The 20,112-nt window shown below is 73.8% G+C and carries 20 protein-coding genes and 2 tRNA genes; 3 read left to right on the top strand and 19 right to left on the bottom strand.

All coding sequences use genetic code 11. The features are described 5' to 3' along the window. Nucleotides 1–28 precede the first annotated feature (28 nt). Nucleotides 29–1,030, bottom strand: coding sequence for an NAD(P)H-dependent glycerol-3-phosphate dehydrogenase (locus QE405_RS01875; RefSeq protein WP_307198528.1), 1,002 nt, complete (start codon nt 1,028–1,030; stop codon nt 29–31). Then, a complete protein-coding gene (locus QE405_RS01870) occupies nt 1,027–1,863 on the bottom strand; it encodes a lysophospholipid acyltransferase family protein (RefSeq protein WP_307198527.1) in 837 nt (278 codons plus the stop codon). The genes QE405_RS01875 and QE405_RS01870 overlap by 4 nt, the downstream gene beginning before the upstream one ends. A 120-nt stretch (nt 1,864–1,983) precedes the next feature. On the opposite strand from QE405_RS01870, the gene QE405_RS01865 reads away from it, so the two are divergent. Next, nucleotides 1,984–2,601: a 2-phospho-L-lactate guanylyltransferase gene (locus QE405_RS01865; protein WP_307198526.1), complete on the top strand. Its 618-nt coding sequence runs from the start codon at nt 1,984–1,986 to the stop codon at nt 2,599–2,601. A 55-nt stretch (nt 2,602–2,656) separates the two neighbouring features. Here QE405_RS01865 and QE405_RS01860 read toward each other — a convergent pair whose 3' ends face one another. From QE405_RS01860 to leuC, 6 genes are all read right to left on the bottom strand, one after another. Next, nucleotides 2,657–3,523, bottom strand: coding sequence for an HU family DNA-binding protein (locus tag QE405_RS01860; protein WP_307198525.1), 867 nt, complete (start codon nt 3,521–3,523; stop codon nt 2,657–2,659). 114 nt (nt 3,524–3,637) lie between these two features. After that, entirely contained in the window at nt 3,638–4,846 is a 1,209-nt protein-coding gene (locus QE405_RS01855) for a hypothetical protein (RefSeq protein ID WP_307198524.1), read from the bottom strand. 88 nt (nt 4,847–4,934) lie between these two features. Next, the gene (locus QE405_RS01850) at nt 4,935–5,756 is read right to left on the bottom strand and encodes an alpha/beta fold hydrolase (RefSeq protein ID WP_307198523.1); all 822 of its coding nucleotides are present in this window, start codon (nt 5,754–5,756) and stop codon (nt 4,935–4,937) included. Nucleotides 5,757–5,847: 91 nt separating this feature from the next. After that, the gene (locus tag QE405_RS01845; RefSeq protein ID WP_307205441.1) at nt 5,848–7,818 is read right to left on the bottom strand and encodes an LTA synthase family protein; all 1,971 of its coding nucleotides are present in this window, start codon (nt 7,816–7,818) and stop codon (nt 5,848–5,850) included. A gap of 143 nt (nt 7,819–7,961) precedes the next feature. Continuing rightward, on the bottom strand, nt 7,962–8,567 hold the full coding sequence (gene leuD / locus QE405_RS01840; RefSeq protein WP_307198522.1) for a 3-isopropylmalate dehydratase small subunit: 606 nt from the start codon (nt 8,565–8,567) through the stop codon (nt 7,962–7,964). A gap of 17 nt (nt 8,568–8,584) precedes the next feature. Further along, nucleotides 8,585–10,018, bottom strand: coding sequence for a 3-isopropylmalate dehydratase large subunit (leuC, locus tag QE405_RS01835; protein ID WP_307198521.1), 1,434 nt, complete (start codon nt 10,016–10,018; stop codon nt 8,585–8,587). Between the two features lie 86 nt (nt 10,019–10,104). Here leuC and QE405_RS01830 point away from each other — a divergent pair, with 86 nt between their 5' ends. Further along, complete coding sequence (locus tag QE405_RS01830; RefSeq protein WP_307198520.1) at nt 10,105–10,827, top strand: IclR family transcriptional regulator; 723 nt, start codon at nt 10,105–10,107, stop codon at nt 10,825–10,827. Nucleotides 10,828–11,082: 255 nt separating this feature from the next. Here QE405_RS01830 and QE405_RS01825 read toward each other — a convergent pair whose 3' ends face one another. From QE405_RS01825 to QE405_RS01780, 10 genes are all read right to left on the bottom strand, one after another. After that, entirely contained in the window at nt 11,083–11,652 is a 570-nt protein-coding gene (locus tag QE405_RS01825; protein ID WP_307198519.1) for an NUDIX domain-containing protein, read from the bottom strand. Further along, nucleotides 11,652–12,140, bottom strand: coding sequence for a methylated-DNA--[protein]-cysteine S-methyltransferase (locus tag QE405_RS01820; RefSeq protein ID WP_307198518.1), 489 nt, complete (start codon nt 12,138–12,140; stop codon nt 11,652–11,654). Before QE405_RS01820 ends, QE405_RS01825 begins: the two co-directional genes overlap by 1 nt. After that, nucleotides 12,140–13,699 (bottom strand): DNA-3-methyladenine glycosylase 2 family protein, encoded by a 1,560-nt coding sequence (locus QE405_RS01815; protein WP_307198517.1) that lies wholly within the window; start codon nt 13,697–13,699, stop codon nt 12,140–12,142. Before QE405_RS01815 ends, QE405_RS01820 begins: the two co-directional genes overlap by 1 nt. Nucleotides 13,700–13,808: 109 nt before the next feature. Further along, entirely contained in the window at nt 13,809–14,246 is a 438-nt protein-coding gene (locus tag QE405_RS01810; RefSeq protein ID WP_307198516.1) for an SRPBCC family protein, read from the bottom strand. Between the two features lie 102 nt (nt 14,247–14,348). After that, a tRNA-Glu gene (locus tag QE405_RS01805) sits at nt 14,349–14,424 on the bottom strand. A gap of 100 nt (nt 14,425–14,524) precedes the next feature. Next, nucleotides 14,525–14,596, bottom strand: a tRNA-Gln gene (locus tag QE405_RS01800). A gap of 4 nt (nt 14,597–14,600) precedes the next feature. Further along, complete coding sequence (locus tag QE405_RS01795; RefSeq protein ID WP_307198515.1) at nt 14,601–15,665, bottom strand: CPBP family intramembrane glutamic endopeptidase; 1,065 nt, start codon at nt 15,663–15,665, stop codon at nt 14,601–14,603. Further along, on the bottom strand, nt 15,662–17,137 hold the full coding sequence (gltX, locus tag QE405_RS01790) for a glutamate--tRNA ligase (RefSeq protein ID WP_307198514.1): 1,476 nt from the start codon (nt 17,135–17,137) through the stop codon (nt 15,662–15,664). Before gltX ends, QE405_RS01795 begins: the two co-directional genes overlap by 4 nt. Further along, nucleotides 17,134–17,943 (bottom strand): fumarylacetoacetate hydrolase family protein, encoded by an 810-nt coding sequence (locus QE405_RS01785; RefSeq protein WP_307198513.1) that lies wholly within the window; start codon nt 17,941–17,943, stop codon nt 17,134–17,136. The genes gltX and QE405_RS01785 overlap by 4 nt, the downstream gene beginning before the upstream one ends. 72 nt (nt 17,944–18,015) lie before the next feature. Beyond that, nucleotides 18,016–18,633 (bottom strand): TetR/AcrR family transcriptional regulator, encoded by a 618-nt coding sequence (locus QE405_RS01780; RefSeq protein ID WP_307198512.1) that lies wholly within the window; start codon nt 18,631–18,633, stop codon nt 18,016–18,018. A gap of 77 nt (nt 18,634–18,710) precedes the next feature. On the opposite strand from QE405_RS01780, the gene QE405_RS01775 reads away from it, so the two are divergent. After that, nucleotides 18,711–19,607 (top strand): 3-methyladenine DNA glycosylase, encoded by an 897-nt coding sequence (locus QE405_RS01775; protein WP_307198511.1) that lies wholly within the window; start codon nt 18,711–18,713, stop codon nt 19,605–19,607. A 23-nt stretch (nt 19,608–19,630) separates the two neighbouring features. Here the strand turns inward: QE405_RS01775 and QE405_RS01770 are convergent, their stop codons facing one another. Further along, nucleotides 19,631–20,089 (bottom strand): hypothetical protein, encoded by a 459-nt coding sequence (locus QE405_RS01770; protein ID WP_307198510.1) that lies wholly within the window; start codon nt 20,087–20,089, stop codon nt 19,631–19,633. Nucleotides 20,090–20,112: the final 23 nt, after the last annotated feature.

Here is a 20,112-nt window from a genome sequence, read left to right as displayed (position 1 = left end):
CCCCGCCGTCGTCCCGGCGGGCGGGACGTCAGTCGGTCTCGGCCTTCGTCTCGCGCGCCACGAACGACTCCATCATGTCGCGCGCCGTCATCCGGCCGGCGACGACCTCGTCGACGTGGTCGGCGATGGGCGCGTCGACGCCCGTGCGCCGCGCGAGGTCGCGCAGCGAGCTGCACGACTTGGCGCCCTCGGCGACCTGGCGGGTCGACGCGTAGATCTCCTCCGTCGTCATCCCCTGGCCGAGGCGCTCGCCGAACGTGCGGTTGCGGCTCAGCGGCGACGAGCAGGTGGCGACGAGGTCCCCGAGCCCGGCGAGGCCCATGAGGGTCAGCGGGTTGGCGCCCAGCGCCATCGAGAGACGCGCGGTCTCCGCCAGTCCGCGCGTGATGACCGACGCCGTCGTGTTGTCGCCGAAGCCGAGGCCCACGGCCATGCCGACGCTGAGCGCGACCACGTTCTTGTAGGCGCCGCCGATCTCGCAGCCGACGACGTCCGTCGTCGTGTACGGCCGGAACGCGGGCGTGTGCACGAGCCGCTGGAGCCGCACCGCGGTCTCCTCGTCCTCGCAGGCGACCACGGACGCGGCGGGCTCGCGACGCGCGATCTCCTTCGCGAGGTTGGGGCCGCTGACGACGGCCACCTGGCGGCGGGGCACGTCGAGGGACTCCTCGATCACCTCGCTCATCCGCTTCACCGTGCCCAGCTCGACGCCCTTCATCAGGGAGACCGAGACGGCGTCCCGCGGCACGAGGTCCCGCCAGCCCTCGAGGGTCGGCCGGAGGGTCTGGGACGGCATCGACCACACGACGACGTCGGCTCCCGCCATCGCCTTCTCGGGGTCGGTGGTGGCGTCGACCGTGGGCGGGATCTGGATGCCCGGCAGGTACTCCGCGTTCTCGTGCCGCTCGTTGATGCGCTCCACGACCTCGTCGCGACGGGCCCACAGGGTCACGTCGCCACCGCCGTCGGCGAGCACGAGCGCGAACGCCGTCCCCCACGACCCGGCGCTCAGCACCGCCACCTTCGTCATGCGTCCTCCTCGTCGCGGCGCTGGTCGGCCTGCTGGTCGTGCGGCTGCGTGCTGGATCGGTCGGTGCTCGCGGCCGGCTGCGGCGCCACGGCCCGGGGGCGCCCGAACTCGCTCACGCCGTGGGCCCGCGGATCGAACCGCTCGGCGGGCGGCTCCTCCCCCCGGATCCCGGCGAGCAGCGTGGTGATGGCCCCCATGATGCGCTCGGTCGCCTCCGCCGCCGTGGCCGTGTCGACGCGGCCGCGGGCGGTGAGGTCGGCCAGGTCGACGGGCGGGCCGGCCTGGATCGTCACGTGCTTGCGCGGCAGCAGCCGCGGGGTGGAGGAGTACGGCGCGAGCACGTCCTGCGCGCCCCAGTGCGCCACCGGGATGACGGGCGCGCCCGTGGCCAGCCCGATGCGTGCGGCGCCGGTCTTGCCGGTCATCGGCCACAGGTCGGGGTCGCGGGTGATGGTCCCCTCGGGGTAGACCACGACGCAGGCACCGGCGTCGACGGCGGCCACCGCCGCCTCGTAGGCCGAGAGCCCGGCGCTCTCGCGCTCGACGGGGATCTGGCCCGCCCCGGTCAGGAACGTGCCGAGACCCTTCACCTCGAAGAGGCTCGACTTCGCCAGGTAGCGCGCCAGCCGTCCGTGGTCGTAGACGAAGTGCGCGGCGAAGAGCGGGTCGACCTTGGTGATGTGGTTGAGCGCGATGACGCAGCCACCCTCGGCGGGGATGTTCTCGCCGCCCACCCAGGTCCGCGTCACCGCGGCCGTCAGGGTGGGCCTCAGGATGGAGGCCCCGAGCGTGTACGCCCACCCCCGGCGCTCGCTCAGCCTGCGCACCGACACTGTCTGCTCCTCACCGACACCACCCCGCGGGCGCCGCACGTGAGGATAGGCGCTCCGCACCCGGGCGGCCGACCCCGCCGTACCCCTCACCCGCGCGACCTGCTGCGACAATCGCTCCCGATGTCTCCATCCTCCGCCGTCGTGATCCTGCCCGTGAAGCCTCCCGCGGTCGGCAAGTCGCGCCTGGTCTCGATCCCGGTGGCGCGTCGGGAGCTCGCGGCGGCGTTCGCGCTCGACACGGCGGCCGCGGCGCTGGCCGCTCCCCGCGTGACCGCGGTGCTGGCGCTCACCGACGACCACCTGTTCGCCGACGAGCTGGCCGGCGTCGGCTGCATCGTGCTCCCCGACCCCGTGGACGGCGACCTCAACGGCAGCCTGCGCCAGGGGGCCGCCGAGGTGCGGCGACGGTGGCCCGACGCCCGGCCGGCGGCACTCTGCGCCGACCTGCCGGCCCTGCTCCCGGAGGATCTCGACGCGGCCCTCGCCGTGATGCTGGGACGCCCCGGGCCGTCGTTCGTCGCGGACACCGAGGGCACCGGCACCGTGCTCTACTCCGCCTCGCTCGAGGACTTCGACCCGCGTTTCGGCACCGGGTCCGCGGACGCGCACGCCCTCGGCGGCGCGGACGCCGTGCCCGGCGACCTGCCCACCCTGCGCCGGGACGTCGACGACGGCCCAGCTCTCGCCGCCGCGACCCGCCTGGGCCTGGGCGCCCGCACCCGCGCGCTGCTCCACTGACCCTCCTCCGCGTCCCCCCACGGTCGTGGTGCGAGGCCCACGGTTTCCGCTGGGCTCACACCACGACCGGGGGGAGGTACGGCGGCGCTCCCGTCAGGCGTCGCCGCTCGACTTCTCGGGGGCCGGGGGTCTCGGCGGCCCTCTCCGCCACGGGAGCCGGTGCGTCGGCCGTCGTGGTGGCCGAGGTCTTCTTCGCGGGGGTCTTCTTCGCGGGGGTCTTCTTCGCCGGAGCCTTCGTCGCCGAGGTCTTCTTCGTCGTGGCCTTGGTGGCGGGGGCCTTCTTCGCCGGAGCCTTCGTCGCCGGAGCCTTCTCCGCGGTGGTCGACGACGCAGCGGACGTCGTGGCCTTCGTGGCAGGCGCCTTCTTCGCCGGCGCCTTCTTCGCCGGCGCCTTCTTCGCCGGCGCCTTCTTCGCCGGCGCCTTCTTCGCCGGCGCCTTCTTCGCCGGCGCCTTCTTCGCCGGCGCCTTCTTCGCCGGCGCCTTCGTCGCGGGCGCCTTCGTCGCGGGCGTCGCGGCAGCGGCGTCGGTGGCGGTCTCGGTCGGCGCGGGCGTGCTCGACTTCCGCGAGCCCCGGCCGGTCACCTTCGCCACGAGGCCGCTGGCGGCGTCCCCGGCCGCCTCGACGGTCGCGGCGGGCAGCTGCTTCGCCCCGGAGATGACGTTGCGGAGGTCCGCGCCCGGCGTGAACTTCGGGACGGCCTTCTTGGCCGCCTCGATCAGCTCGCCCGTCTGGGGGTTGCGCACCACGCGGGCCTCCCGCACCCGCTTCTCGAACGCGCCGAAGCCGGTGATGACGACCTTCTCGCCCCGGGCGACCTCGCGGGTGATGGTGTCCACCACGGCGTCGAGCGCCTCGGCGGCCGCCTTCTTGTTGCCCTCGAACTTCGCGGACAGGGCGTCGACGAACTGCGACTTGTTCACTGGTGTCCTTCCGGTGCCCCCGGGCGGCCCCGTGCCCCGCGGGTGGTGATCGTGAACGCTAGGTCGCCGACGCCCTCGCCACAACGGGGCGGGACGGATTTCTGCGCGCCGCGGTCAGCGTCCCGCGGGCGGGACGGCCGTCCACGCGCGGCCGTCGTCGGCGCTCCGCCACAGCCCGTCACCGTCGACGCCGCGGCCCCACAGCGCGTCGCCGGCCCACCACAGCACGCGGTCCCCGTCGGTGGAGGACATGAGCTCGGGCCCGGCGACACCGCTCGCGGGCCCGCCGGCGGGCAGCCGGACGATCCCGTCCCGTGCCAGGTCAGCGGGGACGCCCGTCCCCACGACGGTCCCGACGGCGGTCGTCGCGACGTCGACGAGCGTGGCGGGGAAGGGCGTCCGGTCCTGCTGCTCCCACGTGGCCCCGCCGTCGTCGCTCGTCCAGATCGTCCGCACCGCGGACGCCTCGACGGACTCGGCGGTGGTGGCCACGACGTGGCGGCCGGCGGCAGCCACCGTGCCGGAGGTGGTGGACGCCCCGAGACCGCTGCCGCTGGGCGGTGTGCGGTCGAGCTCGACGACGTCCCAGCGCCGGCCGTCCCAGGTGGCGACGCCCGCCTCGGCGCCCCGGTCCGTGGTCGGTGCCCCCTCGAACCGTGACCACGTCGCGACGATCGTCCCGTCGCCGGTCACGGCAGCGGAGCCCAACGCGTCGACATCGGGGCGCGGGAGGGTCTGCACCGCGTCGCGTTCCGGCGAGAACACACGGACCGCGTCCCGCTGCGGGGTGACGACGGCGACGTCGCCGGCCGCCACCCCGAAGGCCCCGGTCTCCGCCGGCTGGGTCGTCCCGCCGTCGACGTCGACGGCCGTGAGGGCACCGCTGTCCTGGTCGGCCAGGAGGAACCCGTCGCCGTACGGCAGGAGGGCCGGCGGGCGGTCCGACCCCGGGAGCAGCAGGGTGACCTCCGGGCCGTCCGCCGGTCGGAGCGCCAGCGCCCAGACCGGAGCGGGGGCGTCCGGGTACCGCGGCCCCCCCTGCTCCCCCCAGACGGTCGCCACGTCGCCGGCCGCCGTGGTGGCCGAGCCGAAGGTCATTACGTCCTGCCGCGCCACGAACGCCGCGGCGTCGACGGGCGTGGCGGTGCCGACCTCCCAGGTCGTGGTCGTCGGCGCCGCGACCGCTCCGCCGGTATCGTCCCCGCCCGGCCGCGGCGGCCCGGACCCCGCGCCGTCCACCATCCCGACGACGCCCCCGACGAGGAGCACCGCTCCCGTCACCGCACCGATCGCCACCAGCGTCCGAGACCGCCGACCGTCCATGTCTCCCCCTCGTGCCCGGACGCCGCCGCTCGGCGTCCCGTCAGAGGTGGGGACGCCGAGCGGCCAGGTTCGGTTGCACGGCGAGGCGTCAGCGCGCCAGGAAGTCCCCCAGCGCCGCGTTGAACTCGGCGGCGTGGCTGACGTTGAAGCCGTGCGGGGCGCCCTCGACGACCACGAGCTCCGCGCCGGCGATCGCGTCGGCGGACCTCTGGCCCGACACCGCGAACGGCACCGTGGCGTCACCGTCACCGTGGATCACGAGGGTCGGGACGGTGATGGCGGCCAGGTCACCGCGGAAGTCCGTGCGCGCGAAGGCGTTCACGCAGCCGGCCAGCGACGCGGTCGTGGCGGGCTCCGTGAGGGCGAGCGCCTTCTGCCGCTCCTCCTCGCTCACCTTCAGCTCCCCGTCGACCGAGAAGAAGTCGGTGGTGAACCCGTCGAGGAAGTTCTCGCGGTCGTCGGTGACGCCGTCGACGAACTCCTGCACGTCGTCCTCACCGAGACCACCCTCGGGGTTGTCGTCGGTCTTCAGCAGGTACGGCGGCACCGCGGCCGCCAGCACGGCCGAGCGGACGCGGTCCGCGCCGTACGTCGAGAGGTAGCGGACCACCTCGCCGCCGCCCATGGAGAAGCCCACGAGCGTGACGTCCCGCAGGTCGAGCTCGGTGAGCAGGCCGTCGAGGTCGGCGGCCAGCGTGTCGTAGTCGTAGCCGGTCTCGGGCTTGTCCGAGTCGCCGAACCCGCGGCGGTCGTAGGCGACGACGCGGTGGCCGGCCTGCATGAGGACGCTCGCCTGGTTCTCCCAGGACGCGGCGCTGAGCGGCCAGCCGTGGATGAGCACCACGGGCCGGCCCTCGCCACCGGTGTCGGTGACGTTGAGGGTGATGCCGTTGGAGGGGACGGAGGTCATCGATGGCTCCTCAGGATCGTCGATCGTGCCGACCCACCGAGGGGGCCGGTCCAGACCATCGTGCTTCGGCACTGGTCGCGGATCGGATGGGTCAGCCCCGCTGCCCCGTCGACCCCGGCCAGATCTCGTCGGTGACGTAGCGCTCGCCGACCGCGACGTCGTACTGCACGAGACGCAGGTCCTGCAGGAGCCGCTGCTGCTCGTCGTCGAGGTCCTCCTCCGCCACGACGTCGCCGTCGGGGGTGACGATCTGGCCGTGGAAGACGGACCCGACGCGCTCGTGGAAGGTGCGCAGGAGCGCGAGGTAGGGCGGCAGCGGCGCGTCGGCCACGTCGTAGAGGTAGGGCATGAGGAGGGCCGACGAGCTCACGCCCGCGTCGAGGGGCACGTTGCCGCGGTTGCTCCAGGCGAAGAACGGCGTCGAGTGCATGGCGATGTCGCCGTTGAGGCCGCGGAAGCCCTCCCCGTAGAAGCCCGGGAGGTGGTCGCCGTAGAAGAGCACGACAGTGTCTTCGTCGCTCTCCTCGAGGGCGTCGAGGAAGTCCCGCAGCGCGGCGTCGGTGTCGGAGATGCCCCGCACGTAGTCGCCGAGCGCCAGCGTGAACGACGGCCCGAGGGAGATGCCGTCGGCCGTGCCGACCTGCGGCACGTCGTCGTACTTGTTGCCGTACTGGGCGTGGTTCTGCATCGTCACCAGGTTGGTGACGAGCGGCGCGTCGGAGTCCTCGATCTGGGCGAGCACCTCGTCGAAGGCCGCCGTGTCGTCGATGTAGGGGTTCTCCTCGGTGCGGTCGGTGAACCGCATGTCGTCCTCGGTGACGAAGGCGTCGAACCCGAAGGTGTCGTAGACGCTGGGACGCTTGTACATGCCCGCGAGGTAGGGGTGCACAGCCACGGCCCGGTGGCCCTCGGTGCGGAGGGTGCCGACGAGCGAGGGGTACGTCGCGAAGTTCGGCACCAGCATCTGGTAGGGCACCACCATCTGCGGGGCGAAGAGCCCGAGGTGCTCGCCGGTCAGCACCTCGAACTCGGCGTTCGCCGTGCCGCCACCGATGCCGGTCGCCAGCATGGTGCCGGAGGTCGTGCCGGCCATCGTCTCGCGCGTGAGCGGGATCGGGTCCTCGGGGATGTCGAGCCCCTCGAGCGCGGTGGGGTCGGAGAAGGACTCGCTGAGCACGACGACCACGTTGGTGTCCTCGAACGAGCCCGTCCGGTCCACGTTGAGGCCGTCGGCAGCGGTCTGCCACCGGGCGGCCAGCTCCTCCATCCCTGCCTCGGAGTAGCCGGCCGGTCGTTCCATCGCGGCGGTCGGCATGTTGTAGAGGAACCCGCCGACCACGCTGTTGGAGAGGTAATTCTCCTGCTGGCTCCAGGGACGCCACTGGGCGCCGCGCTCCTCGTAGAGCGCGCGCCAGGCGTTGCCGTCCTGGTTGAAGCGGCCGAGCTGCAGCACCATCAGGCCCGTCACGACGAGCACGAGCGCGCGCACGACGACGACCGTCACGAGCTCCCGCCCGCGGGTGCGCGGTCGGCCGCGGCGGCCTGTCAGCCACTCACCGCCGCCGCCGACCGCGGCGACGATCACCACCACGAGGAGCAGCACCAGCACCGCCAGCACGGGCGGCACCATCGAGAAGAGGAAGCCCGGCTCGCTGAGGAAGGCGAGGTCGGCCGGGTAGAGCGGCTCCTGCCGCTCGTCCAGCTTGCGGAGCGCTGCCGTGAGGATGAGCGGCACCAGGGCCAGGACCACGCCCGTCGTCCACCACCACCGGCCGATCGCGGCCCAGGCGAGCAGGAGCAGCGTCCAGAGCACGAGCACGTCGGCACCGAGGAGGCCCGAACGCCGCATGAGGCGCTCGTCCCAGGCGTACTGCGGCTGCGTGCCCATCAGGGTCAGGTTGAGGACGAGGGCGATGACCACCGCGATGACGAACAGCCCGGCCGCGCCCAGGAAGGCACTGAGGAGACGACGCGTCCACCACCGCGACGTACCGACGGCGAGCACCCGTCGTCGGCGCCACCACGTGCTCGAGCGCGTCTCGGCGCGCTCCTGCTCCCCCATGACCACCCGAAGAGGGTAGGTGAACGGCAGGTGGACGCGGGGAGAACCCCCCGCTGCGGGGGCAGATCACACTCCGGTACGACGCGGGCGGGGCGGACCGTCGTCGGTCCGCCCCGCCCGGGGTCGTGCTGAGGTGGGGCCGCTCAGGCCCGCTGCGTGACGGGCTTCCAGCGCGGCCGCCCGGCCTCGTACGCCGCGATGTCGGCCTCGTGGCCGAGCGTGATGCCGATGTCGTCGAGGCCCTCCAGCAGCCGCCAGCGGGTGTAGGGGTCGATGTCGAACGAGTCCTCGACGGCGTCCGGGCCCTCGCCGGCACGGACGGTCTGCGACTCGAGGTCCACCGTGACGGTCGTGCCCGGGTTCTCCTCCAGCAGGGACCAGAGCCGCTGCACGACCTTCTCGTCGACCTGCGCGGCGACCAGGCCGGACTTGCCGGAGTTGCCCCGGAAGATGTCGGCGAAGCGCGGGCTGATCACGGCACGGAAGCCGTAGTTCTGCAGCGCCCACACGGCGTGCTCACGGGACGAGCCCGTGCCGAAGTCGGGGCCGGCGACGAGGACGGAGCCCGCGGCGTACGCCGGGTCGTTGAGCACGAAGGTGGGGTCGTTGCGCCAGGCGGCGAACAGCCCGTCCTCGAAGCCCGAGCGCGTCACGCGCTTGAGGTAGACCGCGGGGATGATCTGGTCGGTGTCGACGTTGCTGCGGCGCAGCGGCACGCCGACGCCGGTGTGCGAGGTGAACTTGTCCATGACGACTCCTCGTCAGCTCAGCGGGCGCCGGCGGTGGCCGGCTCCAGGTCGGCGGGGGACGACAGCGTGCCGCGGATCGCGGTCGCGGCGGCGACGGGCACCGAGACGAGGTGCGTGCGACCGCCCTTGCCCTGGCGCCCCTCGAAGTTGCGGTTGGAGGTCGACGCGCTGCGCTCCCCCGGGGCCAGCTGGTCGGGGTTCATGCCGAGGCACATCGAGCAGCCCGCGCCCCGCCACTCCGCACCGGCCTCCTTGAAGACGGCGTCGAGGCCCTCGGCCTCGGCCTGCAGGCGGACCCGCACGGACCCGGGCACGACGAGCAGCCGGGTGTCGGCGGCGACCTGACGGCCCTTGAGCACCTCGGCGGCGAGCCGGAGGTCCTCGATGCGGCCGTTGGTGCAGGAGCCGACGAACACGGTGTCGACCTTGACCTCGCGCAGCGGGGTGCCCGCCTCGAGACCCATGTAGGCGAGCGCCTTCTCGGCGGCCACCTTGTCGTCGGGCTCCTCGAAGTCGTCGGGCGAGGGGACGCTGGCGCCGAGCGGCGCGCCCTGGCCGGGGTTGGTGCCCCAGGTGACGAAGGGCGTCATCTCGGAGGCGTCGAGCACGATCTCGCGGTCGAACTCGGCGTCCTCGTCGGTGACGAGCGTGCGCCAGTGGGCGACGGCGGCGTCCCAGTCCTCGCCCTGCGGGGCCTCGGGGCGACCCTCGATGTAGGCGAACGTCGTCTCGTCGGGAGCGATGAGACCGGCCTTCGCGCCCCACTCGATCGACATGTTGCACACCGTCATGCGGGCCTCCATGGAGAGCTCGCGGATCGCCTGGCCGCGGTACTCCACGATGTAGCCCTGGCCGCCGCCGGTGCCGGCGTGCGTGATGAGGGTCAGCACCAGGTCCTTCGCGGTGACGCCCTCGGGCAGCGAGCCGTTGACGGTCACGGCCATGGTCTTCGGCTTGGCCTGGGGCAGCGTCTGCGTGGCGAGCACGTGCTCGACCTCGGAGGTGCCGATGCCGAACGCGATCGCGCCGAACGCGCCGTGCGTCGACGTGTGCGAGTCGCCGCACACGATCGTCATGCCGGGCTGCGTCAGGCCGAGCTGCGGGCCGACGACGTGGACGATGCCCTGCTCGACGTCGCCCAGCGGGTGCAGGCGCACCCCGAACTCCTCGGCGTTCCTGCGCAGCGTCTCGACCTGCGTGCGCGACACCGGGTCGGCGATCGGCTTGTCCCAGTCGACGGTGGGGACGTTGTGGTCCTCGGTCGCCAGCGTCAGGTCGGGGCGGCGGAGCCGACGACCGGCGAGACGGAGGCCGTCGAACGCCTGCGGCGAGGTGACCTCGTGCAACAGGTGCAGGTCGATGAACAGGAGGTCGGGTTCGCCCTCCGCGCTCCGGACGACGTGCTCGTCCCACACCTTCTCCACCAGCGTGCGTGCGCCCGCCTTGCCCATGATTCCTCCAACAACGCCACAGTTGTCATCTGACGCGGAGCACCCTACCTCTTGCGTCCCACGCAATGAGACGTCAGTATTGCCATATGGACAAGGGAAGTGGCGTCGGCGTTCTCGACAAGGCGGCGCTGGTGCTGACCGCACTGGAGGCCGGGCCGGCCACGTTGGCGGGTCTCGTCGCCTCCACCGGCCTCGCCCGACCCACGGCCCACCGTCTCGCGGTGGCCCTCGAGCACCACCGCCTCGTCGCCCGCGACATGCAGGGCCGCTTCGTCCTCGGCCCCCGTCTGGCCGAGCTGTCCGCCGCCGCCGGCGAGGACCGCCTGCTCGCCGCCGCCGGCCCCGTCCTCGCGCGCCTGCGCGACATCACCGGCGAGTCCGCCCAGCTCTGGCGCCGCCAGGGCGACCACCGCGTGTGCGTCGCCGCGGCCGAGCGTCCCAGCGGCCTGCGCGACACCATCCCCGTGGGCTCCCAGCTCACCATGCGTGCCGGGTCCGCCGCCCAGGTGCTCCTCGCGTGGGAGGACCCCGACCGCATGCAGCGCGGGCTGCAGACCGCCGCCTTCTCGGCGACGGCGCTGTCGGGCATCCGCCGGCGCGGCTGGGCGCAGTCCGTCGGCGAGCGCGAGCAGGGCGTCGCCTCCGTCTCGGCGCCGGTGCGCTCCCCCAGCGGCAAGGTGATCGCCGCGGTGTCGGTCTCGGGTCCCCTCGAGCGCCTCTCGCGCCAGCCGGGCCGCATGCACGCCCCCGCCGTCCTCGCCGCCGCCGAGCGTCTCTCCGAGTCCCTGCGCCGCGCCGCGGCCGAGTAGGTCCCGGCGCCGAGTTGTCACGGACGGCGCGGCAGGAACGCCGAGTTGGGTCGAACGGCGCGGCAGGAACGCCGAGTTGGGTCGAACGGCGCGGCAGGAACGCCGAGTTGGGTCGAGTGTGCGGGCCTGGGGCGCCCACCCTACCGGTGCTGACAGGACGCCACGCCGTACGACCCAACTCGACGCGTACGCCGCGCCGTCCGACCCAACTCGACGCGTCCGCCGCGCCGTACGACCCAACTCGACGCGGGGACCTCAGCAGACGCGGCCCAGGGCGACGGCGGCGAGGAGGAGGGCGGCGAGGGTCTCGCCGTCGGTGACCTCGCCCCGCGCCAGCATCCCCATCAGCTCGGGCCACGGCACGCGGCGTACCTCCGAGATCCCCTCCAGCGCCTGCTCGTCCGCGACCCCGGGGCCCTGCTCGGTCTCCACCGGCTCGAGGCCCTGCGCCAGGAACACGCGGCCGGGGGCCCGGCAGATGCCGTTGAGCGACGTCACCGGGCCGAGGTCGCGCCACCGCTCGGCACGCAGCCCGGCCTCCTCGGCGAGCTCGCGGCGCGCCCCGGCGAGCAGGTCGTCGCCGTCGGCGCCGCCGGCCGGGACCTCCCACCCCTCGCCGGTCGTGTAGCGGTCGCACCGCACGAGCACGACCTCCTCCGCGCCCGGTGCACCGTCGACGGCGACCACGAAGACGGCCTCGCTGCGCACGGTCACGACGCCGTACTCCCCCGGCGTCCCGTCGGGCCGCAGGACCTCGTCCTGCGTGACGACCATCCACGGGTTCTCGTGGACGACGTGGCCGCCGAGGCGTTGCCAGCGGCCCATCAGAAGAGCCCGCCGTCGTCGCCGCGCTCGAGGTCGAGCAGCACCTGCTTGCGCTCGACGCCGCCCGCGTAGCCGGTGAGCCGTCCGTCCGCCCCGATCACCCGGTGGCAGGGCACGACGACGGGGATCGGGTTGCGGCCGTTGGCCAGCCCGACGGCCCGTGCCCCGTGCCCGGTCAGGCCGAGCTCGCGGGCCAGCGCGCCGTACGACGTCGTCGCGCCGAACGGGATCTCCGCCAGCGCCGCCCAGACCCGGCGTTGGAAGTCGCTGCCGCCCGGGGCCAGCGGCAGGTCGAACCGCGTGAGCGTGCCGGCGAAGTACGCCGCGAGCTGCGCCGCCGCCTCCACCAGCACCGGGTGGTCGTCGGCCCGCTCCCCCACGGGACGCACCGGCGCCTGCGGGTGGGGCGCGAAGTCGATCGCCGTCACGGCCTCCCCGTCGGCGACGATCCGCAGGTCGTCGATCGGCGACGGGATCACGGTCCACATCAGCTGTCCTCCTCGAGGTGCGTGCCCGGGAGCGCGGGCATCAGGGTGTTCCACAGGTGCAGGAGGGCGTAGGACCGCCAGGGCCGCCACCGGGCCTCGAGCGCGGGCAGCTCGTCCACCGTCGCGCCGAGGGGGACGAGCGCGCGCCGTACCCCCACGTCCGTCGGAAGGAAGACGTCCGGGTGGCCGAGCGCGCGGAGCCCGACGTAGTCCGCCGTCCAGGGCCCGATCCCCGGCAGCGCGAGCAGCGCGGACCGCACGTCCTCGCGCGCCCACCCCCGGTCGAGCCGCACGGCGCCGGATGCGAGCGCCGCCGCCAGCCCCGTCAGCGCGCGCCCCCGGGCGCGGGGCATGGGCAGGGTCTCCGGGTCCACGTCGGCGAGGGCCGCGGCCGTGGGGAAGAGGTGCGTCAACCCCGGTACGACGCCCGCGAGCCCCGCCGGAAGCTCCAGACCGTGGCGCGCGACCAGGCGGCCGGTCACGGTCCGCGCCCCCGCGAGGCTGACCTGCTGGCCGATCACCGCCCGCAGGGCCACCTCGCCGCCGTCGACGGCGCCCGGGACCCGCAGGCCGGGGGTGGCGACGACGAGGGGCCCGAGCAGCGCGTCGGCGCCGAGCTGTGCGTCGAGCACGACGGGGTCCGCGTCGGCGTCGAGCAGCCGCCGCACGCGCTCCACCAGCGTGCCGGTGTCCCGCAGGTCGGTGAGCCACGCCGTGACGGGCACCTGCCGGACGCCCGCGTCCGCGGCTCCCTCGACGCGGCCGAGGTCCACGGCCAGCACCGCCGGACCGTGCGGCAGCGCGAGGCTCCGGGCGTAGACCGTGCCCACGACCGTCTCGATCCCCGCGACCACGTGCTCGGCGAGGAAGGCGAGCATCGCCCCGGCGGCGTACGGCGCGCGCACCGCCACCCGCAGGTCGAGGGCCCCGGCGGGAGCGGTCGAGCCGGCGCGGCCCCGCAGGTCGCGGGGGCTCGCGGCGTACACCTCCCGCATCGTCGCGTTGAACTGCCGCAGGCTCGCGAACCCGGCGGCGAAGGCGATGTCGGTGACGGGGAGGTCGGAGCCCTCGAGCAGGGCCCGTGCGGTCTGGGCCCGGCGGGCCCGCGCGAGCGCGAGGGGTCCGGCGCCGAGCTCGGTGGTGAGGACGCGCACGACGTGCCGGGGCGAGTAGCCGAGCGCCTCCGCGAGCCCGTCCACGCCCTCGCGGTCGACGAGTCCGTCGCCGATGAGGCGCATGGCGCGACCGGCGAGGTCGGCGTGGAGGTCCCACGCGGGGCTGCCCGGCACGGCGTCGGGGAGGCACCGCTTGCAGGCCCGGTAGCCGGCGCGCTGCGCGGCGGCCGCGCTCGCGTGGAAGGTGACGTTGCGGCGGGCCGGCGTGCGGGCCGGGCAGGAGGGTCGGCAGTAGATGCCGGTCGAGCTGACGGCCGTCCAGAAGACGCCGTCGAAGCGGCGGTCGCGGCTGGCGACGACGCGGTAGCAGTCGTCCGGCTCGAGCCCGACCGGGGTGCCGGAGGCGTCGGGGGCGTCAGCAGGAGGGGGCACGGCGGTGGGCACGTCCCCCATCCTGCCCCAGCGCCCGGCACCAGACCGGCGGGAATCGGACACAGCGGTGGGCCGTCCCCGACCCCGCTCGGCCGGCGGGTCCGACCGCGGGAGGGCCGGATCAGGCAGCGAGGCGCGCCGCGAGGTTGCCGAGCAGCTCCTCGTGGATGCGGCGCAGGCCCTTGGGGGCGAAGGTGCGCTCGAAGAAGCCCCCGATGCCGCCGGCGCCCTCCCACGTCGTCGTCGCGGTGACCGTGCTGCCGGCGCCCGAGGGGGCGACGTCGAAGCGGGTGACCAGCGTGGAGTTCCGGTCCTTCTCGACGACGGAGGTGGCGTCGACCGTCACGTCGGCGACGACGTGACGCACCCGCTTCTCCGTGGCGTGCAGCCGCCAGGTGGCGACGGTCCCGGATCCGGTGCCGCCCTCCAGCACCGCGTAGTCGGTGTAGCGGTCGGTGAGGATCGCCGGACGCGTCGTCGTGTAGTCGGCGAGAGCGGCGATGACGTCGGCGGGCGGAGCCGCGACGGCGGCTTCGGCGACGGCGGTGACCTGGGCCACGGGAGTGCACCATCCTTCGTGAGGGAGCGGACGACCGGCAGCCTAGCCAGGCCGGGGAACGACGAAGGGCCCGGTCTCGCGACCGGGCCCTTCGTGTCCTGCTGGTACCCCCGACCGGATTCGAACCGGCGCTACCGCCTTGAGAGGGCGACGTGCTAGGCCGCTACACAACGGGGGCATTGTCCTTCAGCTGGCCTCGCGGCCACCTTCCGGCAACTCGGGAGACTCTAGCGAAGCCTTCGTCTTCCCACAAAATCGGGGCTCTCGCCTCGATCTCGCTGGGATACAAGGACTCGAACCTTGACTAACTGAACCAGAATCAGTCGTGCTGCCAATTACACCATATCCCAATGGTTACGACCCCTGAGGAGCCGAGGCGAAACCATACACGCGGCCCCGGGACCGGATCAAAACGGACGGATCGGCATGCCGCGACAGGCGCATCCCGCGGTGCACGGCGAGGGCCAGGCCGAGGAAGACCAGCTCCTGCGTGAGGGTGACGGGGATGCTCAGCCAGGAGCCGCCCGTGGGGGTCAGCACCGTCGTCATGTCGCCGAAGGCGAGCGCCAGCCCGAAGGCGAACCAGTTGTTCACCACGTGCAGCGCGATGCCCGCCTCGAGCCCGCCGGTGAGGATGACGAGCACGCCCGCCGCCAGGCCGAAGGCGAAGCGGTCGAAGAACACCGGAGGGTCCTGCGCACCGTGGGCGAGCGCGAAGAGGAAGGCCGGCGCGACGACGGCGACGGTCCGCGCGACGGCCGGGCGGTCGAAGATGCCGCCCGCGACCTGGGTGAGGTAGCCCCGGAAGAGGTACTCCTCCCCCGCCGCCTGCAGCGGCGTCAGCAGCACGACGACGAGCAGGAAGTCGCGGGTCGTCGAGGTGAAGGCGTTGAGCCCGCCGACCTCGCTGTCCCCGATGACCGCGTCGGGGTCGATGCTCGCGACCAGCACCGACATCGCCATGCTCGCGATGAGGGCCAGCACCGAGACGCCCGTGCAGGCGAGGAAGTACCCCCACCGCATGCGCGGCAGGACCGACGTGGTCCACCGCGGCTTGAGACCGTGGAGCAGCCGGGTGACGCCCCAGACCAGCGGCGTCAGCAGGGCGAGGCTCGTCATCAGGTACGCCAGCGTCACGGGCTGCACGTCCTTGGTGTCGACGATCGTGTCCACGTCCACGACGCCGGTCGCGCCGAGGCCCACCGCGAGCACCCCCAACGGGAGCACCACCTGCATGCCGAGCACCACGGCGAGCACGCCGAGCACCGGCCGCCACCAGCCGCGGTCCCCCGCGCGGTGCAGCTGGTGGTACTCCAGGGGCGGGTACGCCGCCGCCCGTTCCTCCTCCGACATCGGCATGCCGCCCGGAGCGGCCGCCGGCGTGCCGGGCGGGGGCGGGTACGGCGACGTACCGCTCATCGGGCGAGCGCGCCCTGCAGGCGACCCAGACCGCGCTCGCGCCCCAGGAGCTCGAGCGACTCGAACAGCGGCGGCGAGATGCGACGCCCGGTCACCGCGACCCGCACGGGGCCGAAGGCGTTGCGCGGCTTGAGGCCGAGGCCGTCGACGAGCGCCACCCGCAGCGCCTCCTCGATGGCCGCCGTCGACCACACGGGGAGCGCGGCGAGCGCCGCGTGGGACGCCTCGACCACCCGGCGGCCGTTCTCGTCCAGCACCTTCTCGACGTCGACCGGGTCGCGGGTGAACGCGTCCTCGTCGACGAAGAGGAAGGCGAGCATGTCGACGGCCTCGGTCAGCTTGTTGATGCGCTCGCCGACGAGGGGCATGGCCTGCTCGAGGAGCTGGGCGTCGGCGTCCGACACGGGGTCGGACACCACGCCGGCGTCCTCGAGGAACGGCAGCACCCGGTGGGTGATCTCGTCGAGGTCGAGCCGCCGCATGTGTGCGGCGTTGATCGCCTCGGCCTTCTTCGTGTCGAAGCGCGCCGGCTGTGGGTTCACCCGGCCGATGTCGAACGCCTCGACCATCTCGTCCATCGTGAAGACGTCGCGGTCCTCCGCGATGGCCCAGCCGAGGAGCGCCAGGTAGTTCAGCAGACCCTCCGGCAGGAAGCCCTCGTCGCGGTAGGCGAACAGGTGGGCCTGCGGGTCGCGCTTGGACAGCTTCTTGTTGCCCTCGCCGGTGATGAGCGAGAGGTGCCCGTAGGCCGGCGTCTGCTCCGCGATGCCGAGCGACACGAGGGCGTCGAACAGCGCGAGCTGGCGCGGGGTGGAGGACAGCAGGTCCTCGCCACGGAGCACGTGCGTGATGCCCATGAGCGCGTCGTCGACGGGGTTGACCAGCGTGTAGAGCGGGTCGCCGTTGGCCCGGCACAGGGCGAAGTCCGGCACGAACTCGGTCTCGAACGTGATCTCGCCGCGCACCAGGTCGTCGAACGTGATCGACCCCTCCGGCATCCGGAACCGCACGACCGGGGAACGGCCCTCGGCCTCGAACGCGGCCCGCTGCTCGGGCGACAGCTCGCGGCAGAACCCGTCGTACCCCATCACCTTCGAGCCCGACGCCTTGCGCCGCGCGTCGACCTCCTCCGTGGTGCAGAAGCAGTCGTAGGTGAAGGACGAGTCCGCCAGCCGAGCGAGCACGTCGCGGTAGAGGTGCTCGCGCTCCGACTGCCGGTACGGCGCGTGGGGCCCCCCGACCTCCGGGCCCTCGTCCCAGTCGAGGCCGAGCCACCGCATCGCGCCGAGCATCGCGTCGTACGACTCCTGCGTGCTGCGCGCCTTGTCGGTGTCCTCGATGCGGAAGACCAGCGTGCCGCCGTGGTGGCGGGCGAAGGCCCAGTTGTAGAGCGCCGTGCGGGCGAAGCCGACGTGGGGCGACCCCGTGGGCGACGGGCAGAAGCGGACGCGGACCGGACGGTCGGCACTCATCGGGAGACCACCTTGTTCGTGAGCGAGCCGAGCCCCTCGATGGCGACCTCGACCTCGTCGCCGGGGAGCATCGGGCCGACACCCTCGGGGGTGCCGGTGAGGATCAGGTCGCCGGGCAGGAGCGTCATCACGCTGCTGACGTGGGCGATCAGGGTCGGGATGTCGAAGATCAGGTCGGCCGTGGAGCCGTCCTGCACGACGTCGCCGTTGAGGAACGTCTGCACGCGACGTCCCTGCGCGAAGTCGTGGGGGTCGAGGTCGGTCTCGACCCACGGGCCGAGCGGGCAGAACGTGTCGAAGCCCTTGCCGCGGGTGAACTGGACGTCGCTCTTCTGGAGGTCGCGCGCGGTCACGTCGTTGGCGATGGTGTAGCCGTGGATGACGTCGGTGGCCTTCTCGGCCGGGACGTCGCGGCAGATGCGCCCGATGACGACGGCGAGCTCGCCCTCGAAGTGCACGTTCGTCGACTGCGTCGGGTAGACGATCGCGTCGTTCGGGCCCACCACCGAGGTGTTCGGCTTGAGGAACATGAGCGGCTCCGACGGCACGTCGTTGCCCATCTCGGCGGCGTGCGCGGCGTAGTTGCGGCCGATGCCCACCACCTTGCTGCGGGGCAGCACCGGCGCCAGCAGACGCACGTCGGCGACCTTGTGCTCGGTCTCGAGCAGCTTGATCCCGACGTAGAGCGGGTCGCCGGCGAGGGCCACGATCGTGGCGTCCTCGCTCAGCTGGCCGTGCTCGTCGAGGTCGCCGGTCACGACGCCGTACTGGGGGTCTTCTCCTGTGGTGAATCGAGCGATGCGCACCCGTCGAGCCTATCGGGGCGCCGACCCCCGGTCCGTCCGGGATGTCGCTCGGCGCGGGCCAGCGGGCGCGGGCTAGCGGCGGACGAGGCTCGTGATCGAGCGCGCCATCGCCTCGGGCCCCTCCGCGAGGACGCCCGAGCGGAGCCCGTGCGCGCGCAGGCGCGTCATGCCGAGCAGCACGGCCCACGCGGTGAGGCCGAGGTCCTCCACGCCCACGTCGCCGCCCCACCCGTGGTCCCGGGCGTGGGCGACCACCGGGAAGAACTCCTGCCAGACCGCGGCCCGCGCCGCGTCGAACGCGGCGCCGCCGTCGGTGAGGGAGGCACCCCCGCCGTACAGCAGGTCGAAGAGGGCGGGCTGCTCCTCGGCGAACCGCAGGTACGCCGCGCCCACCGCCGCCACGCGGTCCACGGCCCGGTCCGCGGGATCGACGGTCGGGTCCGCCGGGTCGGCCTCCGGCAGCGCGGCGAGCGTCTCCCGGATCTCGGCCCGGAGGGCGCCGAAGCCCTCGACCGCCAGCTGGGTGAAGAGCGCGGAGCGCGAGGTGAAGTAGTGGCTGATCGCCTGGTGCGTCATCCCGACGCGCCGCGCGATCGCACGGAGGCTGATGCCGACCACGCCCGTCACGGACAGCTCGTCCAACGCCGCGCGGAGCACCCGCGCCCGCATGTCCTCGCCCCGAACCGTCACGGGCGACACCCTACGAGCCGTCGGGCCCGTCGCAGCGGATGCGGTGCGGCCGGCGCCTGCCGCCTACCCTCGTGCCCATGCAGGTGGAGGTGCTCGACGCGGCGGAGGCGACCCGGCGCCGCACCGCCCACGAGGCACGGGTGGACCGGCTCGTGGCGCCCCACCTCGCCCGGCGCGGCCAGGGCGTCAAGCACCCCGTCCACGACTTCCTCTTCACCTACTACACCCACCGACCCGCCCAGCTGCGCCGGTGGCACCCGGGCGCCGGGTACGGCCTCGACGACGGGGGCGGGGCGGCGGCGTACCGGTCGCTGAAGGGGTACGACGCGGTGGCGCCCGGGGTCGTCGGGGTCACCGGCGCGTACGTCGCGGGCCAGCGCCCGCTGCTCGAGGCGCTGCGTCGGCTGCTCCGTGCGACGGCCGGCCGCGCGCCGCACCTGGGCTGCTTCGGGATGCACGAGTGGGCGATGGTCTACGGACTGACGCCCGAGCAGGTGCGGCACGCCGACTGGCCGCTGCGCCTCGGCGCGGCCGGCACGGACGCCGTCGTGGAGGGCCACCGCGTCGCGTGCTCCCACTTCGACGCGTTCCGCTTCTTCACGCCGGCGGCCCGTCCGCTCAACCACCTCTCCCCCGCCGCCGACGACCGGGCCGAGTTCGAGCAGCCCGGGTGCCTCCACGCGGGGATGGACCTCTACAAGCACGCCTTCCGGCTCAGCCCGATGATCTGCTCCGAGCTCGTCGCCGACTGCTTCGAGCTGGCGCGCGACATCCGCGAGCTCGACATGCGCGCGGCGCCCTACGACCTGCGCGACCTCGGGTACGAGCCGGTGCGGGTGGAGACCGCCGAGGGGAAGGCGACGTACGCCGCGGCCCAGCGTGGGTTCGCCGAGCGGGGCGCGCCACTGCGGGCGCGGCTCGTCGCGGAGTGCGAGCGGCTGCTGGTGGTCGCGCGGGACCTGGCGTCCGTCTGAGCCGCGCCTCCTCGGGGGCCGGGTCACCAGGTGGCGCTGTCGAGCGCCAGCCACGCGCCGTAGAGCCACACGGCCGACGCCCCCAGGACCGCCAGCAGGCTCACCCACCACGACGTGCGCTGCCGCGCCATCAGCAGGATCGCGACGGCGCCGAGCGGCAGGAAGACCAGCCACGGTCCCGCGAGGGCGATCGCGACGCCGTCCTGGACGCCCTCCGCGCACGCACCCCCGGCCTCGCACCCGATCTGCACGACCTGCAGCAGGAACGCCACGGCTGACGCTACGAGGCCCAGCAGCAGGCCCAGCACGAGGAGCACGATCGACGCGACGAGGTCGGCGGTGCTCCTGGTGGGCGTCGTGGTGGGCGTTGGCGGGAAGGGCGGGTACGGCGCGTGCTCGACCACCGTCGGTGGCGGGGGCGGCCACGGGGCCGGGGTCGCGCCGTACGGGCGCGTCTCGTCCGCCGGGGGCCGCTCGGTCATGACGGTGCAGGGTCCCCGCGGCC

The organism is Nocardioides zeae, from assembly GCF_030818655.1.
Taxonomy (GTDB): domain Bacteria; phylum Actinomycetota; class Actinomycetes; order Propionibacteriales; family Nocardioidaceae; genus Nocardioides; species Nocardioides zeae_A.
This window is presented reverse-complemented; position numbering and strand designations above follow the sequence as displayed.